This is a genomic window from Sphingomonas mucosissima, assembly GCF_002197665.1.
Classification (GTDB): Bacteria; Pseudomonadota; Alphaproteobacteria; order Sphingomonadales; family Sphingomonadaceae; genus Sphingomonas; species Sphingomonas mucosissima.
In genome coordinates, this window is record NZ_NBBJ01000006.1 from 127538 (window position 1) to 141448 (window position 13911).

Sequence of the window (13911 nt, forward strand, 5' to 3'; positions counted from 1 at the left end):
TGCCATATCAACGATCTCGTCTTGGGGTTCGATGACCAACCATTCGTCCACGCCGATTAACCGCCTCGCCTCTGGCGCTCGCCTGCTGTTCTCCACGCAAAAGGTAGTGTTTCACGACGGCCGCTCCGTTCGGCGCATGCACATCGGCCGCGGTTCGCAGACCGCTCTCGCCGGTGCCGCTGCCGTCATGGTCGCCTTTGCTGGATATGGCGCCGCGACGGCAACGAGCCAGGCAGCCGCCGCGGCTGGCCTTGCCGCTGCGCCGAAGTCGCAGCAGCGGATCGAGACCATGGAGCGCAAGCTGGCGCACATGCAGAGCCGCGTGGCGACGATCCGCAAGACGGCCGAACAGCACGCGAGCCGGCTTGAGCAACGCCAGGCGCTGCTCGCCGCCGCGTTGACCGGCGTGGGTGATGAAAAGAAGCTCGCGCTGGCGACGCTGAAGATCGATCCTACCGGTGATCGCCTGGCTGCCTTCGCCATTGCGCCGTTCGGAGAGGTCGAGCGCCGCCAGTCTCTGCTTGCTGACGCCGCGCTGGAGCAGTTGCAGGCACGCTATCAACTCGCGACGCAAGAGATCCGCGAACGCGGATTGCGCCCCGAGCGACTGGTGAAGGGTCGCCAGCAGGCAGCCATGGGCGGTCCGCTGATCCCGGCAGCCAGTGCCGAGGCAACGGCTGACCTGAATGCGGATGCGCAGTTCCGCTCTTTGTTCATGACATGGAAGAAGCTGGACTCGCTGGAGCAGGGGGTGATTTCCATCCCCTCGGTGCAGCCGGTTCAACACCTTACTTTTACCAGCAACTTCGGTGTTCGCAGCGACCCGTTCCGTGGCACCGCCGCAATGCATGCCGGCGTTGATATCCCCGGCCCCACGGGAACCCCGATCTATGCCACCGCCGATGGCGTGGTGAACCATGCCGGTCGCCAGGGTGGCTATGGAAACCTGGTCGAACTCAACCATGGCAAGGGGATCACCACCCGCTATGGCCACCTTTCCAAGATCATCGTCGGCGACAATGCGCGCGTGCGCCGCGGACAGATCATCGGTCTGATGGGGTCGACCGGGCGTTCAACCGGCCCGCACCTTCATTATGAGGTCCGTATCGATGGTGCGGCGGTCAATCCGGTGCCGTTCTTGACGACGGCGGACTATCTGCTTGCGGCACAGGATCGCTCGGTCGGGCATATTCCGGTCTCCACCGGCGGTCCGGCGGCTCAGGACGCGCTGGATCACTGAGGGGGATCAGCTCGCACCCGCGGGTGAACGCGGGTTGCGGGCGGGGTAGCGGGGGCTTATCTCAGCCATATGGCTACACTCGCTGGCGACATCGCCTTGACCCCTGCCGCAGCGGCCCGTGTCGCTGCCATCGCAGCCAAGCAGAACAAGCCTGCAATCTTGCGCCTTTCGGTCGAAGGGGGCGGGTGTTCGGGCTTTCAATATTGCTTCGGCTTCGCTGAGGCGCCGGAGGCTGGCGACATCATCGCAGAAACTGACGGCGTGCGGTTGGTGGTCGACGACGTGAGCGTTGATCTCGTCCGCGGTGCGTCGGTCGATTATGTCGAATCGCTCGGCGGCGCTGCGTTCAAGGTGGACAACCCGAACGCTGCGTCGGGTTGCGGTTGCGGCACCAGCTTCTCGGTGTAATGCCGCTGACGTGAAGATCGTCACTTACAACGTCAACGGCATCAAGGCGCGCTTGCCGCGCCTGCTGGAATATCTCGCTGAGCAGCAGCCGGACATCGTCTGCCTGCAGGAGCTGAAATCCAGCGATGAGACCTTTCCCATCCAGGAAGTGCGCGAGGCCGGCTATGGCGCCTGCTGGCACGGGCAGAAGGGCTTCAACGGTGTTGCGGTGCTGGCACGGGGAAGCGATCCCTTCGAGCGTCAGCGCGGGCTGGAGGGCGAGCCGGAAGACGAGCATAGTCGGTATCTCGAATGTGAGATCAACGGCTTAACCGTCGCCTCGATCTACCTGCCCAATGGGAACCCGCAGCCTGGGCCCAAATTCGACTACAAGCTCCGCTGGATCGACCGCCTGTCACGGCGCGCCCGCGAACTCTTCGCGGCCGAGGTGCCGGCGATACTGGCCGGCGACTACAACGTGATCCCGAACGACGATGACACGTTTTCAGTGCGCGCCATGGCCAGTGATGCCCTGATGCAGCCGGAAAGCCGTGCGGGATATCGCGCGCTGCTGGCGCAGGGGTGGACGGACGCCTTGCGAGTCCGCAACCCCGGTGGCGGCGTCTGGACCTTCTGGGATTATCAGGCGGGGGCGTGGCAGCGTGATGCCGGCTTCCGGATCGATCATCTCTTGTTGTCACCCGCAGTGGCCGATCGCCTGTCGGACGCCGGCGTCGACAAGGAATATCGCGGGCGTGAAAAGGCCAGCGATCACGTGCCTACCTGGGTTCGTCTGCGCTAGCCGAACAGCGGGGTGGGGCAGGTCCGGTCAGGATCGACAGCCCTTGTTACCGGACAGTGACGTTCGCCTACGAACGCAGTGGTGCGGTGCGTCCGGATGCGTACAGTCGACATTTCGCAAGATCCGCCGCGAGTTGGCGATCTTCACCGAAGATCAGCGAAGGGCTGATGGAGTGATTTGCTAAGTCTTTGAATTTACGTTCGCCACGAACTTGGCACGGCCTGTGCAAAAGGTCTGGTGGAGGCGCACTAGAGCGCCGCCGGACCTGAAAGGACCTGCCATGACGATGATCGCACTCGCCGCTGCCCTCGCCTTCGGAACTGCTGCTCCCGAGCCCGCACCGGCTCCCGCTCCCGTCACCGCACCTGCGGAACAGCGCCTGACGCAGACCATCAATCCTGAAACCGACATGCGCCGTGTCTGCGTGATCGACACGGTCACCGGCCCCGGTTCTGCGCGTCGCTACTGCCAGTCTCGTTCGTTGTGGGTCGCTCAGGGCACCGATCCGCTTGCCAAGCGGTGAACGCTCCTGCGGGCACAACGGGGCCTGCCGGAACAGGAGACGAGAGGATGAGGCGCTGAGGTTCGTGATGAGAGCAGTGGCGACGGCCGGTCAGCCGATCCATGTCGATGGGTCGGGCCCGGGGAAGACCGCCACCCTCACGCGAGCCTCAGCCAAGATGGCCTGCCGCGTGGCCCTCGGGTAAGCACAGCGCCTCAAGCGTGATCGGGTCCCGCACCATGCGGGACGCCGGCAACGCCCGAGCTAAAGCGCCTTCTCGTAAACCTGATATACTTTGTTGACGCGGCTATCGATTGTCTCGGCAATCGAGCGCATCCCCTGATTGTCATCAAGGATCCAACCGATTTCACCGCGCGTCGCGCCATAGCGCGTAATCGACGCGCGCCGGATATATTCTATCATCATAAACGCCAGCTGGCTCGCCAATCGCGAGGATTGCAGTTCCTTCACGACCCCCATCAGCGGCACGCGCATGGTGCGCACCTTTGGGCGGCGCAGCCACAGGAGCAGTTTTGCCCAGCCGAAGGGAAGTAAAGAGCCGTTCAGCTTGGCAAGCGGCTCGTTCAGATCGGGCAGGGTGATCATGAAAGCGACCGGCTTGCCGTCCAGCTCGGCAATACGAATGAGATCGTTGAACACGATCGGCTTCAGCTTGACGCCCACGTCCCTAATCTCCGGCGGCGTCAGCGGCACGAAGCCCCAATTGTCGCTCCACGCATCGTTGAGGATCGACAGGATGATCGCCGCTTCCTCATCAAACCGCGACTTGTCGACCATGCGGACAGTTATGCGCGCGTTCTTTTCACCTGACTTGATAATGCGCTGAACGATTGGCGGGAAATCCTGCGTGATGTCCAGTTCATAGCACATCATCTGCTTGGCCGGTTGGTAACCGGCGCCTTCGATCCAGCCGCGATATTCACGCTTTGCGTGACCCATCATAATGGTTGGCGGATGATCATAGCCTTCGATCAGCAGCCCCGGCTCCTCCCAGATCGATTGAGAGATAGGCCCCAGCACCCGCGTCATTCCCTGGTCGCGCAGCCATTGTTCGGCAGCTGCGAGCAGGGCTGTGAAGACGCCAGCGTCCTCCGCCTCCATCAATCCCCATTGGCCCGTACCTGGCCCAAAGCCCTGAGCAGTCGGCATCTCGAGCGCCAGCGTGTCGATGTGCGCCGAGATGCGGCCCACGGTCCGGCCGTTTCGCTCGGCCAGAAACAGCTGCGCCTTGGCGTGGCTGTACCAGCCGTTTTTCTCCGGCGCGAGGAGGCTCAGCGCTTCGCTCTTCAGCGGGGGCACCCAGTTCGGATCGTCGCGATATAGGCGGAACGGTAGGTCGACGAACGTCTTGCGATCGCGCTTGGTTTGCACGGGTCGGATGGTGAGAGAGCCTGCCATGTCACGCTCTGTAATCGCCTGGGGCTATCATGGCGAGCGGCCTTTCCGCAATGGGCAAGGGTGTTGCAGCCACTGTGTCGCCACTATCTGTGTGTAATGGACACCCTCATGACGACCACGACTTTTGCCCGCACCAGCGCTTCGCCCACCGCGCGTGTGCCGATCGCAGATGATCGCGCCATGCTGAAGGCAGCTGCGGAGCTGACCCGCGATCTCAATGCGCCGCGTCCGTCGGTCTATTGGGCGGACTTTGTCGCGTCGGCGGTGCTTGGCTACGCCGCGCTCGGTGTGGCGATCGTGGCGGGCCCCTTGTGGCTCACACTGGCTGCCGGCGTTGTTGCCATGCTCGCGCTGTACCGCGGCATGAGCTTCATTCACGAGCTCACCCATGTGAAGCATTCGGCGCTGCCGGGCTTTCGCCTGGGGTATAACGTGCTCATCGGCGTGCCGATGCTTGTGCCGTCCTTCATGTATGAAGGCGTTCACAATCTGCATCACGCGCGTACGCGCTATGGCACGTCGGAAGACCCCGAATATTTGCCACTGGCGTTGATGAAGCCGTGGTCGCTGCCCTTGTTCGTGTTGATCGCGGCGCTTGCGCCCGTCGCCTTGATCCTCCGCTATGGCGTGCTGTCACCCCTGTCGCTCGTCGTTCCGGGGCTGCGGCGCGCGGTTGTGGAACGTTACTCGGCGTTGGCGATCAATCCGCATTTCCGTCGCCGTATGCCGGAGGGCGAGGCGGCGAAGCAGTGGAACCGGATCGAAACCGCCTGTGCGGTGTGGGCGATGTCGCTGATCGCGCTGGTGGCCACAGGATCCATATCACCGCGCGCCTTCGCCATCATGATGATCGTTGCGTCGGCCGTAGCCGTCGTGAACCAGCTTCGCACGCTGGTCGCCCATCTTTGGGAGAATGACGGCGAGCCGATGACGGTGACGGCGCAGTATCTTGATTCGGTCAACGTGCCGCCTCCGGCGACGCTGCCGGCGCTTTGGGCGCCAGTCGGCCTGCGCTACCACGCGCTTCATCATTTGCTGCCGGGTCTGCCCTACCACGCGCTGGGCGAGGCGCATCGGCGCCTGAGCGCGGTGCTGGATCAGGACTCGCCTTATTACAAGGCGAACTACGCCGGCATGCCAGGCCTGGTGGCGAAGATCGCGCGCAGCACCATGCTGCCGCGCTAACTGGCAAGCTGCTGCGCGCCGGGGCGTGAGCAGCAGCGCTCGTTATCAGTAGCCCGCGCGGACGGGCGGGTCCTCTGGCAATTTGCCGGACCTTTGGTGAGCCACTGCGTCCATGCGGTAAAGCAGGGCGGCACCCCGATCACCGCTCCCGATCAAACGCGTCAGCACGGAGGAGGAGTGTTTGCGCTGTCCGTTTGAGAATGTCCTGCAGGGCAGGAACAAGGCGCTCGTTCTCTGCCCACGTTTCACCAGCGCACCGCGTGAGTCCTCCGCTATTCCTCCGTCCGAAGCAGCACAGCTTCGCCGATCAGCAGAAACAGCAGGAACGGCGCCCATGCCGCAAGGAAGGGCGGATATGCGCCCAGATTGCCCATGGCGAGCGCAAAATTATCGGCGACGAAATAGGCGAAGCCGAGTGCCATGCCGATGACGGCACGGATGAAGAGCTTGCCCGAGCGCGCAATCCCGAATGCCGCTACCGCGCCGAGCAGCGGCATCAGCACGGACGACAGCGGCCCCGACAGCTTGTGCCACAGGGAACCTTCCAGCGCCTTGGTCGGGCGCCCGGCGGCGGCGAGATCGTCGATGGCTTCGTTGAGCGCGCGGAAGGAGAGGCCCTCGGCGTTGATGGTCGAAAGCGTGAACTGGTCAGGCGTAACCCCGCGCGCGACCACGATCGTCCCGAGATTGCTTGTCGTCCCGCTCGCCACGTCAAAGCGGCGGGTGGGGCCGATCGCCCAGCCATCGCCGCTGCGGCGGCCGGAAGGCGCCGTCACGATAGCCCTAAGGAGCCCGCCATCGCGCTCATACAGCGTGATACCGCCCAACTGCGCCTGACCCCCGCGCCCGCGGATCTGATCCACCTGGATCAGGTCGTCCGCGGTTCGCACCCAAACGTTGGCTCGGTCGCCGCGGTCGATCGGCAGCTTGCCGTAGTTCACCCTTTGCCACTGCGCCAATGTGGCGGTGGAGCGCGACACGATACGGTCGTTGAAGGCGAAACTGAGGATCGCGATTCCGATGCTCGCTGTGATCAGCGGCGCCAGCACTTGGTGCGCCGACATCCCCGAGGCTTTCAGCGCCACGATCTCGCTGTTCTGGTTCATCGTGATCAGCGTCAGGATGGTGCCCAGCAGAACCGAGAAGGGGAGAAAGCGAGCAATGATCTGCGGCACGCGCAGCGACATATATTGCCAAACCTGTGCATCGGTATTGCCCGGCACGGCGAGGATCTTTCCCGATTCGCCCAGTAGGTCGAGCGCCTGAAGCACCAGAACCAGCCCGGCGAGGATGCCGAAGGTCCGCACCAGGAACATCTTGCCCATGTAGAGCGCCACGGTGCGTGACGGAAAAAAGGCGATCATGCGCGTGCGCTCCGCGGGCGCCGACCAGGCAGGCGCCGCGTGATCGCCTCCAGCGCCTTGCTCGCTCCGCGCTCGAGCGCACCGATCGGCTGACCGCCGGGAACATAGGCGAGGGTGTAGTACATCCAGATGATCAACGCGGCGAAGATCGCAAACGGCGTCCACAGGGCGACAAAGGGATCGACGCGGCCCAGTTCGCCAACCGAGGCCGCATATTGGTTCACCTTATGATAGGCCACGACCATAACGATCGAAACGAATACCCCCAGCGCAGATGTTGAGCGCTTCGGAGGCACGCCAAGCGCCACTGCCAGCAGGGGCAAGAGGAACATCATCAGCACCTCTGCCAACCGGAAGTAAAGCTCTGCCTGGCTGCCGTCGCGCACCTCCTCGTCACCACTGGTGGTGCCAATCTTTGCGAGTTCCGGCAGGGTGTATTCGAGATTTCTGCCGCCACGGGCGCGGAACTGCTCGAACTTGGGAAGATCGATCGGCAGGTCATGCGCGCTGAAGGTGAGCACGCGCGGCGTCGGGAAACTCGGCCGGTTGTGGATCAACGTCCCGTCCGTCAGACGAAAGATGATCGTGTTCGGATCATCAGTCGCGAAGAACTGCCCACGCTGCGCCGTGACGCTGATGCGATCGCCCTGCGGCGTTTCTGCGCGAACGAAGATCCCAGAAAGCTCGCGCCCGCGGTCGCGGCTGCGCTCGATCCTGAGCGTCATCCGATCGCCGAGGTGAGTGAATTCACCGACCTTGATCGAAGCGCCGAGCGCGCCAGTGCGCAATTCGAACCGTAGGCCTTCGTAGGCGTAGCGGGCTCGCGGCTGAATGAAACCGACAATCGCCAGGTTGATGAGCGCAAGTCCCACGGCATACATGTACGGCACGCGAAGCAGCCGACCATAGCTCATGCCCACGCCGCGCATCACATCGAGCTCAGATGAGGTCGCGAGCCGCCGAAATGCTAGCAGCACGCCCAGCATCAACCCAATCGGAATGCCGAGGCCGAGATATTCCGGCAGCAGATTGGCCAGCAGCTGCCACACAACGCTGACCGGCCCGCCCTCCGTCGCGACGAAGTCGAACAGCCGCAGCATCCGGTCGAGCAACAGCAGCATCGCCGCGATCACCAGGGTGGAGAACAGCGGCAACGCGATCAGCCGGGCCATGTAGCGGTCGATCGATTTCATGGGGGCGGCGGGGAGCTCGGAATAGCGGATGGGTGGCCGGTATAGGCGAGCGGCTGGCAATCGCCACCCCCCTTTGCTGTCACGCCATCGCCGGGCGGCCTCGGCTTGTGGGCAAAGACAGCGCCTCACCGGTCTGCACTACATGCGCGAAAGCCTCGGGTAGCTGTCGTCGCGGCCTTACTCGGCGGCTATGCTGTGTCCGCTGGCATGATGGCGTGCCATCGCTTCCGCGATGGCGCCTTCCAAAGCGGTGAGGGTGAACGGCTTGCGCAAGACATGATGGCCGTTGAAAAGCTCGGGATCACGGATCTCGCCGGCAAAGCCGGTCACGAAAAGCACTGCGGCACCGGCGTGTCGCGGGTCGAGCCCGGCGATCATCTCCGGTCCGGTTTGGCCTGGCATCAGTACGTCACTGAGAATCAGATCGACCGGCCCTTCAAGGTCAAGCTGGGCGGGTGCCTCTGCAGGGTCAGGGCAGGGAATGGTGCGGTGGCCAAGTTCACCGAGCGCGCCGATCGTCGCTGAAAGCACGCGCGGATCGTCTTCCACCACCAGGATCGCCAGCGATCCCACTGCCGGGGTCGCCAGCGGTTCTGCCCGTTGGGGCTGCTGCTCCATCTTCTGGCTGGTATCGCGTGGGATGCGCAGGCGCACGGTGGTGCCCGCGCCAGGCGCTGAATCGATCACGACCTCGCCGCCGAGGTGGCGAATGAACGAGAAGATTTGGCTAAGGCCGAGGCCCGTACCCTTGCCCACGGGCTTAGTGGTAAAGAAGGGCTCGAATACCCGTTCTACGACATCGGGCGTCATGCCGCAGCCAGTGTCGCGCACCGCGATTGTGACGAGATCGCCGTCACCCGAGCATGCCCGCTGCGCGGTGATGGTCAATAGCCCGCGGCCCTCCATCGCGTCCCGGCCGTTCACCGCCAGATTGAGAATGCAGTTTTCGAACTGCACCCGATCGGCGCAGACATAGGCGCCGTCGGTTGTATCAACGATGTCGACGGTAATGCCGTCGCCGAGCGTGCGATCCAGCAGATCACGCATATTGCCGAGCAGGGTGCCGACATGGAGCGGTTGCGGATCAATCGGACCTTCCCGGGCAAAGGCAAGGAGGCGTCGCGTAAGCTCTGCCGCGCGCATGGCGCCGTCCCGTGCGCTCTCGATATGACGGATCGGATCGCCGCCTTCGCTTGCCAGCGAACGCTTGGCCAACTCAAGCCCGCCAATAACGATCGCCAGCATGTTGTTGAAATCGTGCGCGATCCCGCCGGTGAGCTGGCCCACCGCATCCATCTTCTGCGCTTGGCGAAGGCGGGCTTCCTGGGTGCGTAGCTCGTCCGTTGCCTCGCTCACCGCTACGGCCAGTTCCTCGGCGCGTGCCCGCTCCGCCTCCGCCTCTGCTTGTGCCAGCGTGCGCCCCGTCAGTGCTCGGACAGTTAGCCAGCCAAGGGCGATCGCCCCCAGGAACAGCAGAACGCCGAAAACAGAGAGTACGAAAGCGGCCTTCGTGGATCGGTTCACCTCCGCCATCGCCGCGGCGGTACGGCGAACCAGCACCTCTCGCTCGGCGGCAATGATCGCGTCCAGCACGACTTGGATTTCGGCCAGGGCGGGGGCTTGGCGAGCGGCATAATAGCGGGAAAGCGCTTGCTCGTTCTTCCCGTGCGTGGTCGAAAGCGCCGTTAGCGACAGTTCTTCGCCACGATCATGATAGGCGGATCGTAACCGCGCGACGAGCTGCTGTTGCTGAGCGTCGTCATGGGTCAGCGCGGCAAGGCGCTGGATCTGCTCTCCGGCGCGGCGCCAGTCATCGAAATATAGCTGGCCGAGTTGCTTGTCGCCGGAGATGACGTAGCGTCCCAGCGACGCCTCCGATTGCGCGATCGTGCCCGAGAGTGTCCGGGTCAGGATCATCACCTCGTAGCTGCGCGACTGCAGCGAAACCGCTTGGTTGCGCTGGCGGTTCGCCGCGCCAAGCGCCAGGATCAGTGCCACCAAGACGCCGAGGCCTAGGACACCCATCACGAAAAGCGTGATGGTGCGCCAGGCCGAAGCCAGCCCTTTGGGAGCGTTGACGCCCTTGTCCGCAATCACGGGCACAGGAACTAACAGATGTATCGACTCGGCGGAAGCGGGGGCCGGTGACCGATCAAACGATCACACCGGTTTCCCGTCCTGCCGCTTCAAACATCGCCACGACCTTCGCCATCTGCTCAGGCGTATGCTCCGCACAGACCGAGCAGCGCAGCAGGAACATGCCGGCGGGTGTCGCCGGGGGGCGCGCGACGTTGACGTATAGTCCCGCTTCCAGCAGCCCATGCCACATGCGTACCGCCTGCTCCTGATCGTCGAGAATGACCGCCACGATGGCGGATTCAGGCGTCTCCGTCGGCAAGCGGAAGCCGAGCTGTTTGAGCCCGCCATGAAGCTGACGCGTGTTGGCCCACAGCCGCTCGCGCTTATCAGCGGCGTTCATCAGCTTGCGGATCGATGCGGTCGCAGAGGCGACCACTGCGGGTGGCAGGCTTGCCGTGAAGATGTAGGGACGGCAGACGAAGCGCAGGATCTCGAACTTCGAATGGTTCGACACGCAGAAACCGCCAACCGTGCCGACCGATTTGGAGAAGGTGCCGATCACGAAATCAACCTGATCCTCCAGCCCCTGATCCTCGTAGACGCCGCGGCCGTTCGGCCCGAAGAAGCCCATGGAATGGGCCTCGTCCACCAGCACCATCGCGCCATGCTTCTTCGCGACAGCTACCATGTCCTTCAGCGGCGCGACGTCGCCCAGCATGGAATAGACACCCTCGAGCACAACCAGCTTGCCCGGCTCCTTCGGCAGGCGGCCAAGCCGCTTGTCGAGATCCTCGACCGAATTGTGGCGGAAGCGGACCACCTCTGCATTGCCCATGGCGCAGCCATCGTAAATCGACGCATGGCTGTCGGCATCGAGGATGATATACTCACCCTTGCCCGCGATCGCTGAGATGACGCCGAGGTTCGCCTGGTAACCCGTTGAAAAGACGATTGCGCCAGACATGCCGTAGAAATCGCGCAGTGCCTGCTCGACTTCCATGTGATCGTGAAAGGTGCCGTTCAGCGCGCGGCTGCCGTTGGTGCCTGTGCCGAACTTGTCGAACGCTTCCTTGCCCGCGGCGATCACGTCCGGGTCGAACGTCATCCCCATGTAATTATAGGTGCCGAGCAGGATTGTCTCGCGGCCCTTGATCACCGCCACGGTGGGGGATTTCACTTCCTCCATCACGATCCCGAACGGATCGCGTACGCCGCTATCGAGCAGCGCCTGACGTTCTGCAATTAGCGGCCCGAATTTGTCGAACAGGTCGCGTTCGGGTGCCACTGCGGCAGGGTCGGCGGGCAGCGCTTCTGCCTGGAGGCCGGTTTCGGTCATGTGTTCAATCCCCAACCGTTCACATCGGGTCGTGTCGAAACACCGGGCGACGCACGCCCGGTCTGGTTCTGGTTATCGCCCGTCGCGCAAACGGGCGTTCAGTTCTTCAGCTTGGCGACGGCATCGGCAAGCTGGCCGACGGTTTCGATCTCCGCCTGCATGTTCATCGTGATGATGATGTCGAATTCGTCCTCCACTGCGGCAACGAAATCCATCACCGTCAGCGAATCCCATTCCAAATCGCCCTGGAAGGTGGTTGCCTCGGTCACGGTGACGCCCTTCTTGTTGAAGGGTTCGATCTGGGCCTTGACGGTTTCGAAAATGCTATCGCGATCGCTCATGCCAGGTCCTTAGCTGCAAGCAGGCGAGGTGCCAATCGAATGCGGCGGAAGCGTGGTCATCGTGCGATGACGTACGATCGCGCGGTTTGCGCAAGCCCCGCGTGGAGCGGAATCCCGGGTTCCCATAAGGTAACGGGCGGACGCATCTCGGGACGCGCTGTCCAGTCGGGGTGGCTTAGATAGTCGACCCGGTCGAGCGTCAGCTTGGCGCCATCCCCGCGCAGTGCCCGGTCCAGCCGCGCGCCCAGCCGCATCAGCGGTTTGGGAAGATGCATCGGCATCACGCGTCGCCCGACCGCGCGGCCGATCGCTGCGGCGAGATCAGCGTGGGTCAATGTGTAGCCGTCATCAACTTCAAACAGTTCGCGCGCGCCCTTCCTCGCTGCAAGAATGACCAGCAATCGCGCGAGATCCTCGACATGGATCAGCGACACGCGGCCGGGTGGTGGAAGGAAGGCCAGCCCGCCGCGTGCTAGCCGGAACATGTCCCTGAGCTCGGTATCGCCCGGGCCGTAAACGCCGGTTGGCCGGACGATCGTCCAGTCGGTGTCGCTTTTCGCAACAACTGTTTCTGCTTCGTGCTTCGACCAGCCGTAAACCGACAGCTGCGGCTCGCGCGCCGAGAGGGAGGAGACATGCACCAGCCGCCGCTGCCCGGTGGCGGCGACCACGGCCTTTGTTCCCTCGATGTTGCCCGCGACGAAGCCTGCGCGGTCCGGCGCGTTCACGACGCCGGCGATGTGGACAACGGCGTCCGCCCCATCGACCAACGCGGCAAGGCTCGCCGCGTCACTCAACGCGCCTGGCACCCAAGTAACGCCGGCACGGTCGGACGCCGGCCGGCGCGTGAGTGCGCGAACCTTGTGCCCTGCACTAAGCGCGTGCTCGATCGTTGCGCGTCCGACAAAGCCGGTCCCGCCGGTCAGCGCCAGGATCACAGCAGCGCCATATGGTTGCGGTGGATCAATGCCGCGCGTGGGACGTAGCCGAGCAACGCCTCATGCTCGTCGCTGCGGCGGCCGAGCAGACGCTGCATTTCCGCCGCATCATATTCGGCCAGCCCACGTGCGATCGGCCCGCTTGGTCCTTCAATCGCCACGACATCGCCGCGTGCAAAGGCGCCGGAAATGCCGGTTGCGCCAGCAGCCAGCAGGCTGCGCCCGCTCATCAACGCCTCGGCAGCGCCAGCGTCGACCTGCACGATGCCCTTCACGGTCAAGCGGCCGGCGAGCCAGGCCTTGCGCGCGCGTGCCCGCTTTTCCGGAAGGAAGATGGTGTGTCGCGCAGTGGCGGAGAGCGGGCGCTCGATCCGGCCGGACGCGATTGCAAGTGCGACGCCGGCCGAGGTGGCGATCCGGGCCGCCTCGATTTTCGACACCATGCCGCCCGAGCCCATGCCGGAAGCCGAGCCGTCGTCCGCCATGCCGGCGATGCGAGCGTCGATCCGCGAGACCTCCGGAATATGCATCGCTCCGGCCTGCGCCGGATTACGATCGTAGAGGCCGTCGATGTCGGACAGCAGCATCACGCCCTCCGCTCCCGCCGCCTGCGCCACACGTGCCGCAAGCCGATCGTTGTCGCCGAAGCGGATCTCGGCAGTAGCTACGCTGTCGTTCTCGTTGATAACGGGCACCGCGCCGAGCTGAAGCAGCCGACCCAGCGTCGCCGCGGCATTCAAGTATCGGCGGCGATCTTCCAGATCATCAAGCGTCACCAGCATCTGCGCCGCTGTCAGCCCATTGGCGCCGAGCACCTCCGCCCATGTCTGGCTTAGCGCAATCTGGCCAGTCGCGGCAGCAGCTTGCGCATCCTCCAGGCTGGCGCGGCCGCCGCGCGGCAGTCCGAGCCGCCGCGCGCCGAGCGCGATCGCGCCGGACGAGACGATCGCCACCTGTTGCCCGGCACGGGCCCGGTCGGCGACATCGGCGGCAATCCCGGCCAGCCAGTCCCGCCGCACCGCGCCTGCCGGATCGACCAGCAGCGCCGAGCCGATCTTGACCACAAGGCGGGGGCATGAGGCGGGCGGAAAAAGCATCGTGCCCAGGCGATAATGCGCCATGCAG

Annotated in this window: 13 protein-coding genes; 5 read left to right on the plus strand and 8 right to left on the minus strand. The window is 64.1% G+C overall.

Annotated elements, in window-relative coordinates; genetic code table 11:
- The first annotated feature begins 31 nt into the window (after nucleotides 1-31).
- The 4 genes from SPMU_RS16990 (at nucleotide 32) to SPMU_RS15285 (ending at nucleotide 2952) form a co-directional block, all read left to right on the plus strand.
- Entirely contained in the window at nucleotides 32-1240 is a 1209-nt protein-coding gene (locus tag SPMU_RS16990) for a M23 family metallopeptidase (protein WP_169715737.1), read from the plus strand.
- Between the two features lie 69 nt (nucleotides 1241-1309).
- Entirely contained in the window at nucleotides 1310-1648 is a 339-nt protein-coding gene (gene erpA / locus SPMU_RS15275) for an iron-sulfur cluster insertion protein ErpA (protein WP_088334990.1), read from the plus strand.
- Between the two features lie 10 nt (nucleotides 1649-1658).
- Nucleotides 1659-2429, plus strand: coding sequence for an exodeoxyribonuclease III (gene xth, locus SPMU_RS15280; RefSeq protein WP_088334992.1), 771 nt, complete (start codon nucleotides 1659-1661; stop codon nucleotides 2427-2429).
- A gap of 280 nt (nucleotides 2430-2709) precedes the next feature.
- Nucleotides 2710-2952, plus strand: a complete 243-nt coding sequence (locus SPMU_RS15285) for a hypothetical protein (RefSeq protein ID WP_140418489.1) — start codon at nucleotides 2710-2712, stop codon at nucleotides 2950-2952.
- 243 nt (nucleotides 2953-3195) lie between these two features.
- Here SPMU_RS15285 and SPMU_RS15290 read toward each other — a convergent pair whose 3' ends face one another.
- Nucleotides 3196-4350 (minus strand): N-acetyltransferase, encoded by a 1155-nt coding sequence (locus SPMU_RS15290; RefSeq protein WP_088334996.1) that lies wholly within the window; start codon nucleotides 4348-4350, stop codon nucleotides 3196-3198.
- Nucleotides 4351-4458: 108 nt separating this feature from the next.
- Here SPMU_RS15290 and SPMU_RS15295 point away from each other — a divergent pair, with 108 nt between their 5' ends.
- Nucleotides 4459-5535, plus strand: coding sequence for a fatty acid desaturase family protein (locus SPMU_RS15295; RefSeq protein WP_245833400.1), 1077 nt, complete (start codon nucleotides 4459-4461; stop codon nucleotides 5533-5535).
- A 272-nt stretch (nucleotides 5536-5807) separates the two neighbouring features.
- Here SPMU_RS15295 and lptG read toward each other — a convergent pair whose 3' ends face one another.
- The 7 genes from lptG to proB all read right to left on the minus strand — a co-directional run bounded on the left by lptG (nucleotide 5808) and on the right by proB (nucleotide 13907).
- Nucleotides 5808-6899 (minus strand): LPS export ABC transporter permease LptG, encoded by a 1092-nt coding sequence (gene lptG, locus SPMU_RS15300; RefSeq protein WP_088335000.1) that lies wholly within the window; start codon nucleotides 6897-6899, stop codon nucleotides 5808-5810.
- On the minus strand, nucleotides 6896-8092 hold the full coding sequence (gene lptF / locus SPMU_RS15305; protein ID WP_211275827.1) for an LPS export ABC transporter permease LptF: 1197 nt from the start codon (nucleotides 8090-8092) through the stop codon (nucleotides 6896-6898). Before lptF ends, lptG begins: the two co-directional genes overlap by 4 nt.
- Nucleotides 8093-8269: 177 nt before the next feature.
- Nucleotides 8270-10195, minus strand: a complete 1926-nt coding sequence (locus tag SPMU_RS15310; RefSeq protein WP_342746452.1) for an ATP-binding protein — start codon at nucleotides 10193-10195, stop codon at nucleotides 8270-8272.
- 49 nt (nucleotides 10196-10244) lie between these two features.
- Nucleotides 10245-11507 (minus strand): serine palmitoyltransferase, encoded by a 1263-nt coding sequence (gene spt, locus SPMU_RS15315; RefSeq protein ID WP_088335002.1) that lies wholly within the window; start codon nucleotides 11505-11507, stop codon nucleotides 10245-10247.
- Between the two features lie 98 nt (nucleotides 11508-11605).
- On the minus strand, nucleotides 11606-11848 hold the full coding sequence (locus SPMU_RS15320) for an acyl carrier protein (protein WP_088335004.1): 243 nt from the start codon (nucleotides 11846-11848) through the stop codon (nucleotides 11606-11608).
- Between the two features lie 56 nt (nucleotides 11849-11904).
- On the minus strand, nucleotides 11905-12786 hold the full coding sequence (locus tag SPMU_RS15325) for an NAD-dependent epimerase/dehydratase family protein (RefSeq protein WP_088335006.1): 882 nt from the start codon (nucleotides 12784-12786) through the stop codon (nucleotides 11905-11907).
- Nucleotides 12783-13907, minus strand: coding sequence for a glutamate 5-kinase (proB, locus tag SPMU_RS15330; RefSeq protein ID WP_245833402.1), 1125 nt, complete (start codon nucleotides 13905-13907; stop codon nucleotides 12783-12785). The genes SPMU_RS15325 and proB overlap by 4 nt, the downstream gene beginning before the upstream one ends.
- Nucleotides 13908-13911 lie beyond the last annotated feature (4 nt).

Excerpts from the sequence above, each read along its gene's own strand:
- SPMU_RS16990 (WP_169715737.1), top strand. The coding sequence starts at position 32 with ATGACCAACCATTCGTCCACGCCGATTAACCGCCTCGCCTCTGGCGCT.
- erpA (WP_088334990.1), top strand. The coding sequence starts at position 1,310 with ATGGCTACACTCGCTGGCGACATCGCCTTGACCCCTGCCGCAGCGGCC.
- SPMU_RS15285 (WP_140418489.1), top strand. The coding sequence starts at position 2,710 with ATGACGATGATCGCACTCGCCGCTGCCCTCGCCTTCGGAACTGCTGCT.
- SPMU_RS15290 (WP_088334996.1), bottom strand. The coding sequence starts at position 4,350 with ATGGCAGGCTCTCTCACCATCCGACCCGTGCAAACCAAGCGCGATCGC.
- SPMU_RS15295 (WP_245833400.1), top strand. The coding sequence starts at position 4,459 with ATGACGACCACGACTTTTGCCCGCACCAGCGCTTCGCCCACCGCGCGT.
- lptG (WP_088335000.1), bottom strand. The coding sequence starts at position 6,899 with ATGATCGCCTTTTTTCCGTCACGCACCGTGGCGCTCTACATGGGCAAG.
- lptF (WP_211275827.1), bottom strand. The coding sequence starts at position 8,092 with ATGAAATCGATCGACCGCTACATGGCCCGGCTGATCGCGTTGCCGCTG.
- spt (WP_088335002.1), bottom strand. The coding sequence starts at position 11,507 with ATGACCGAAACCGGCCTCCAGGCAGAAGCGCTGCCCGCCGACCCTGCC.
- SPMU_RS15320 (WP_088335004.1), bottom strand. The coding sequence starts at position 11,848 with ATGAGCGATCGCGATAGCATTTTCGAAACCGTCAAGGCCCAGATCGAA.
- proB (WP_245833402.1), bottom strand. The coding sequence starts at position 13,907 with ATGGCGCATTATCGCCTGGGCACGATGCTTTTTCCGCCCGCCTCATGC.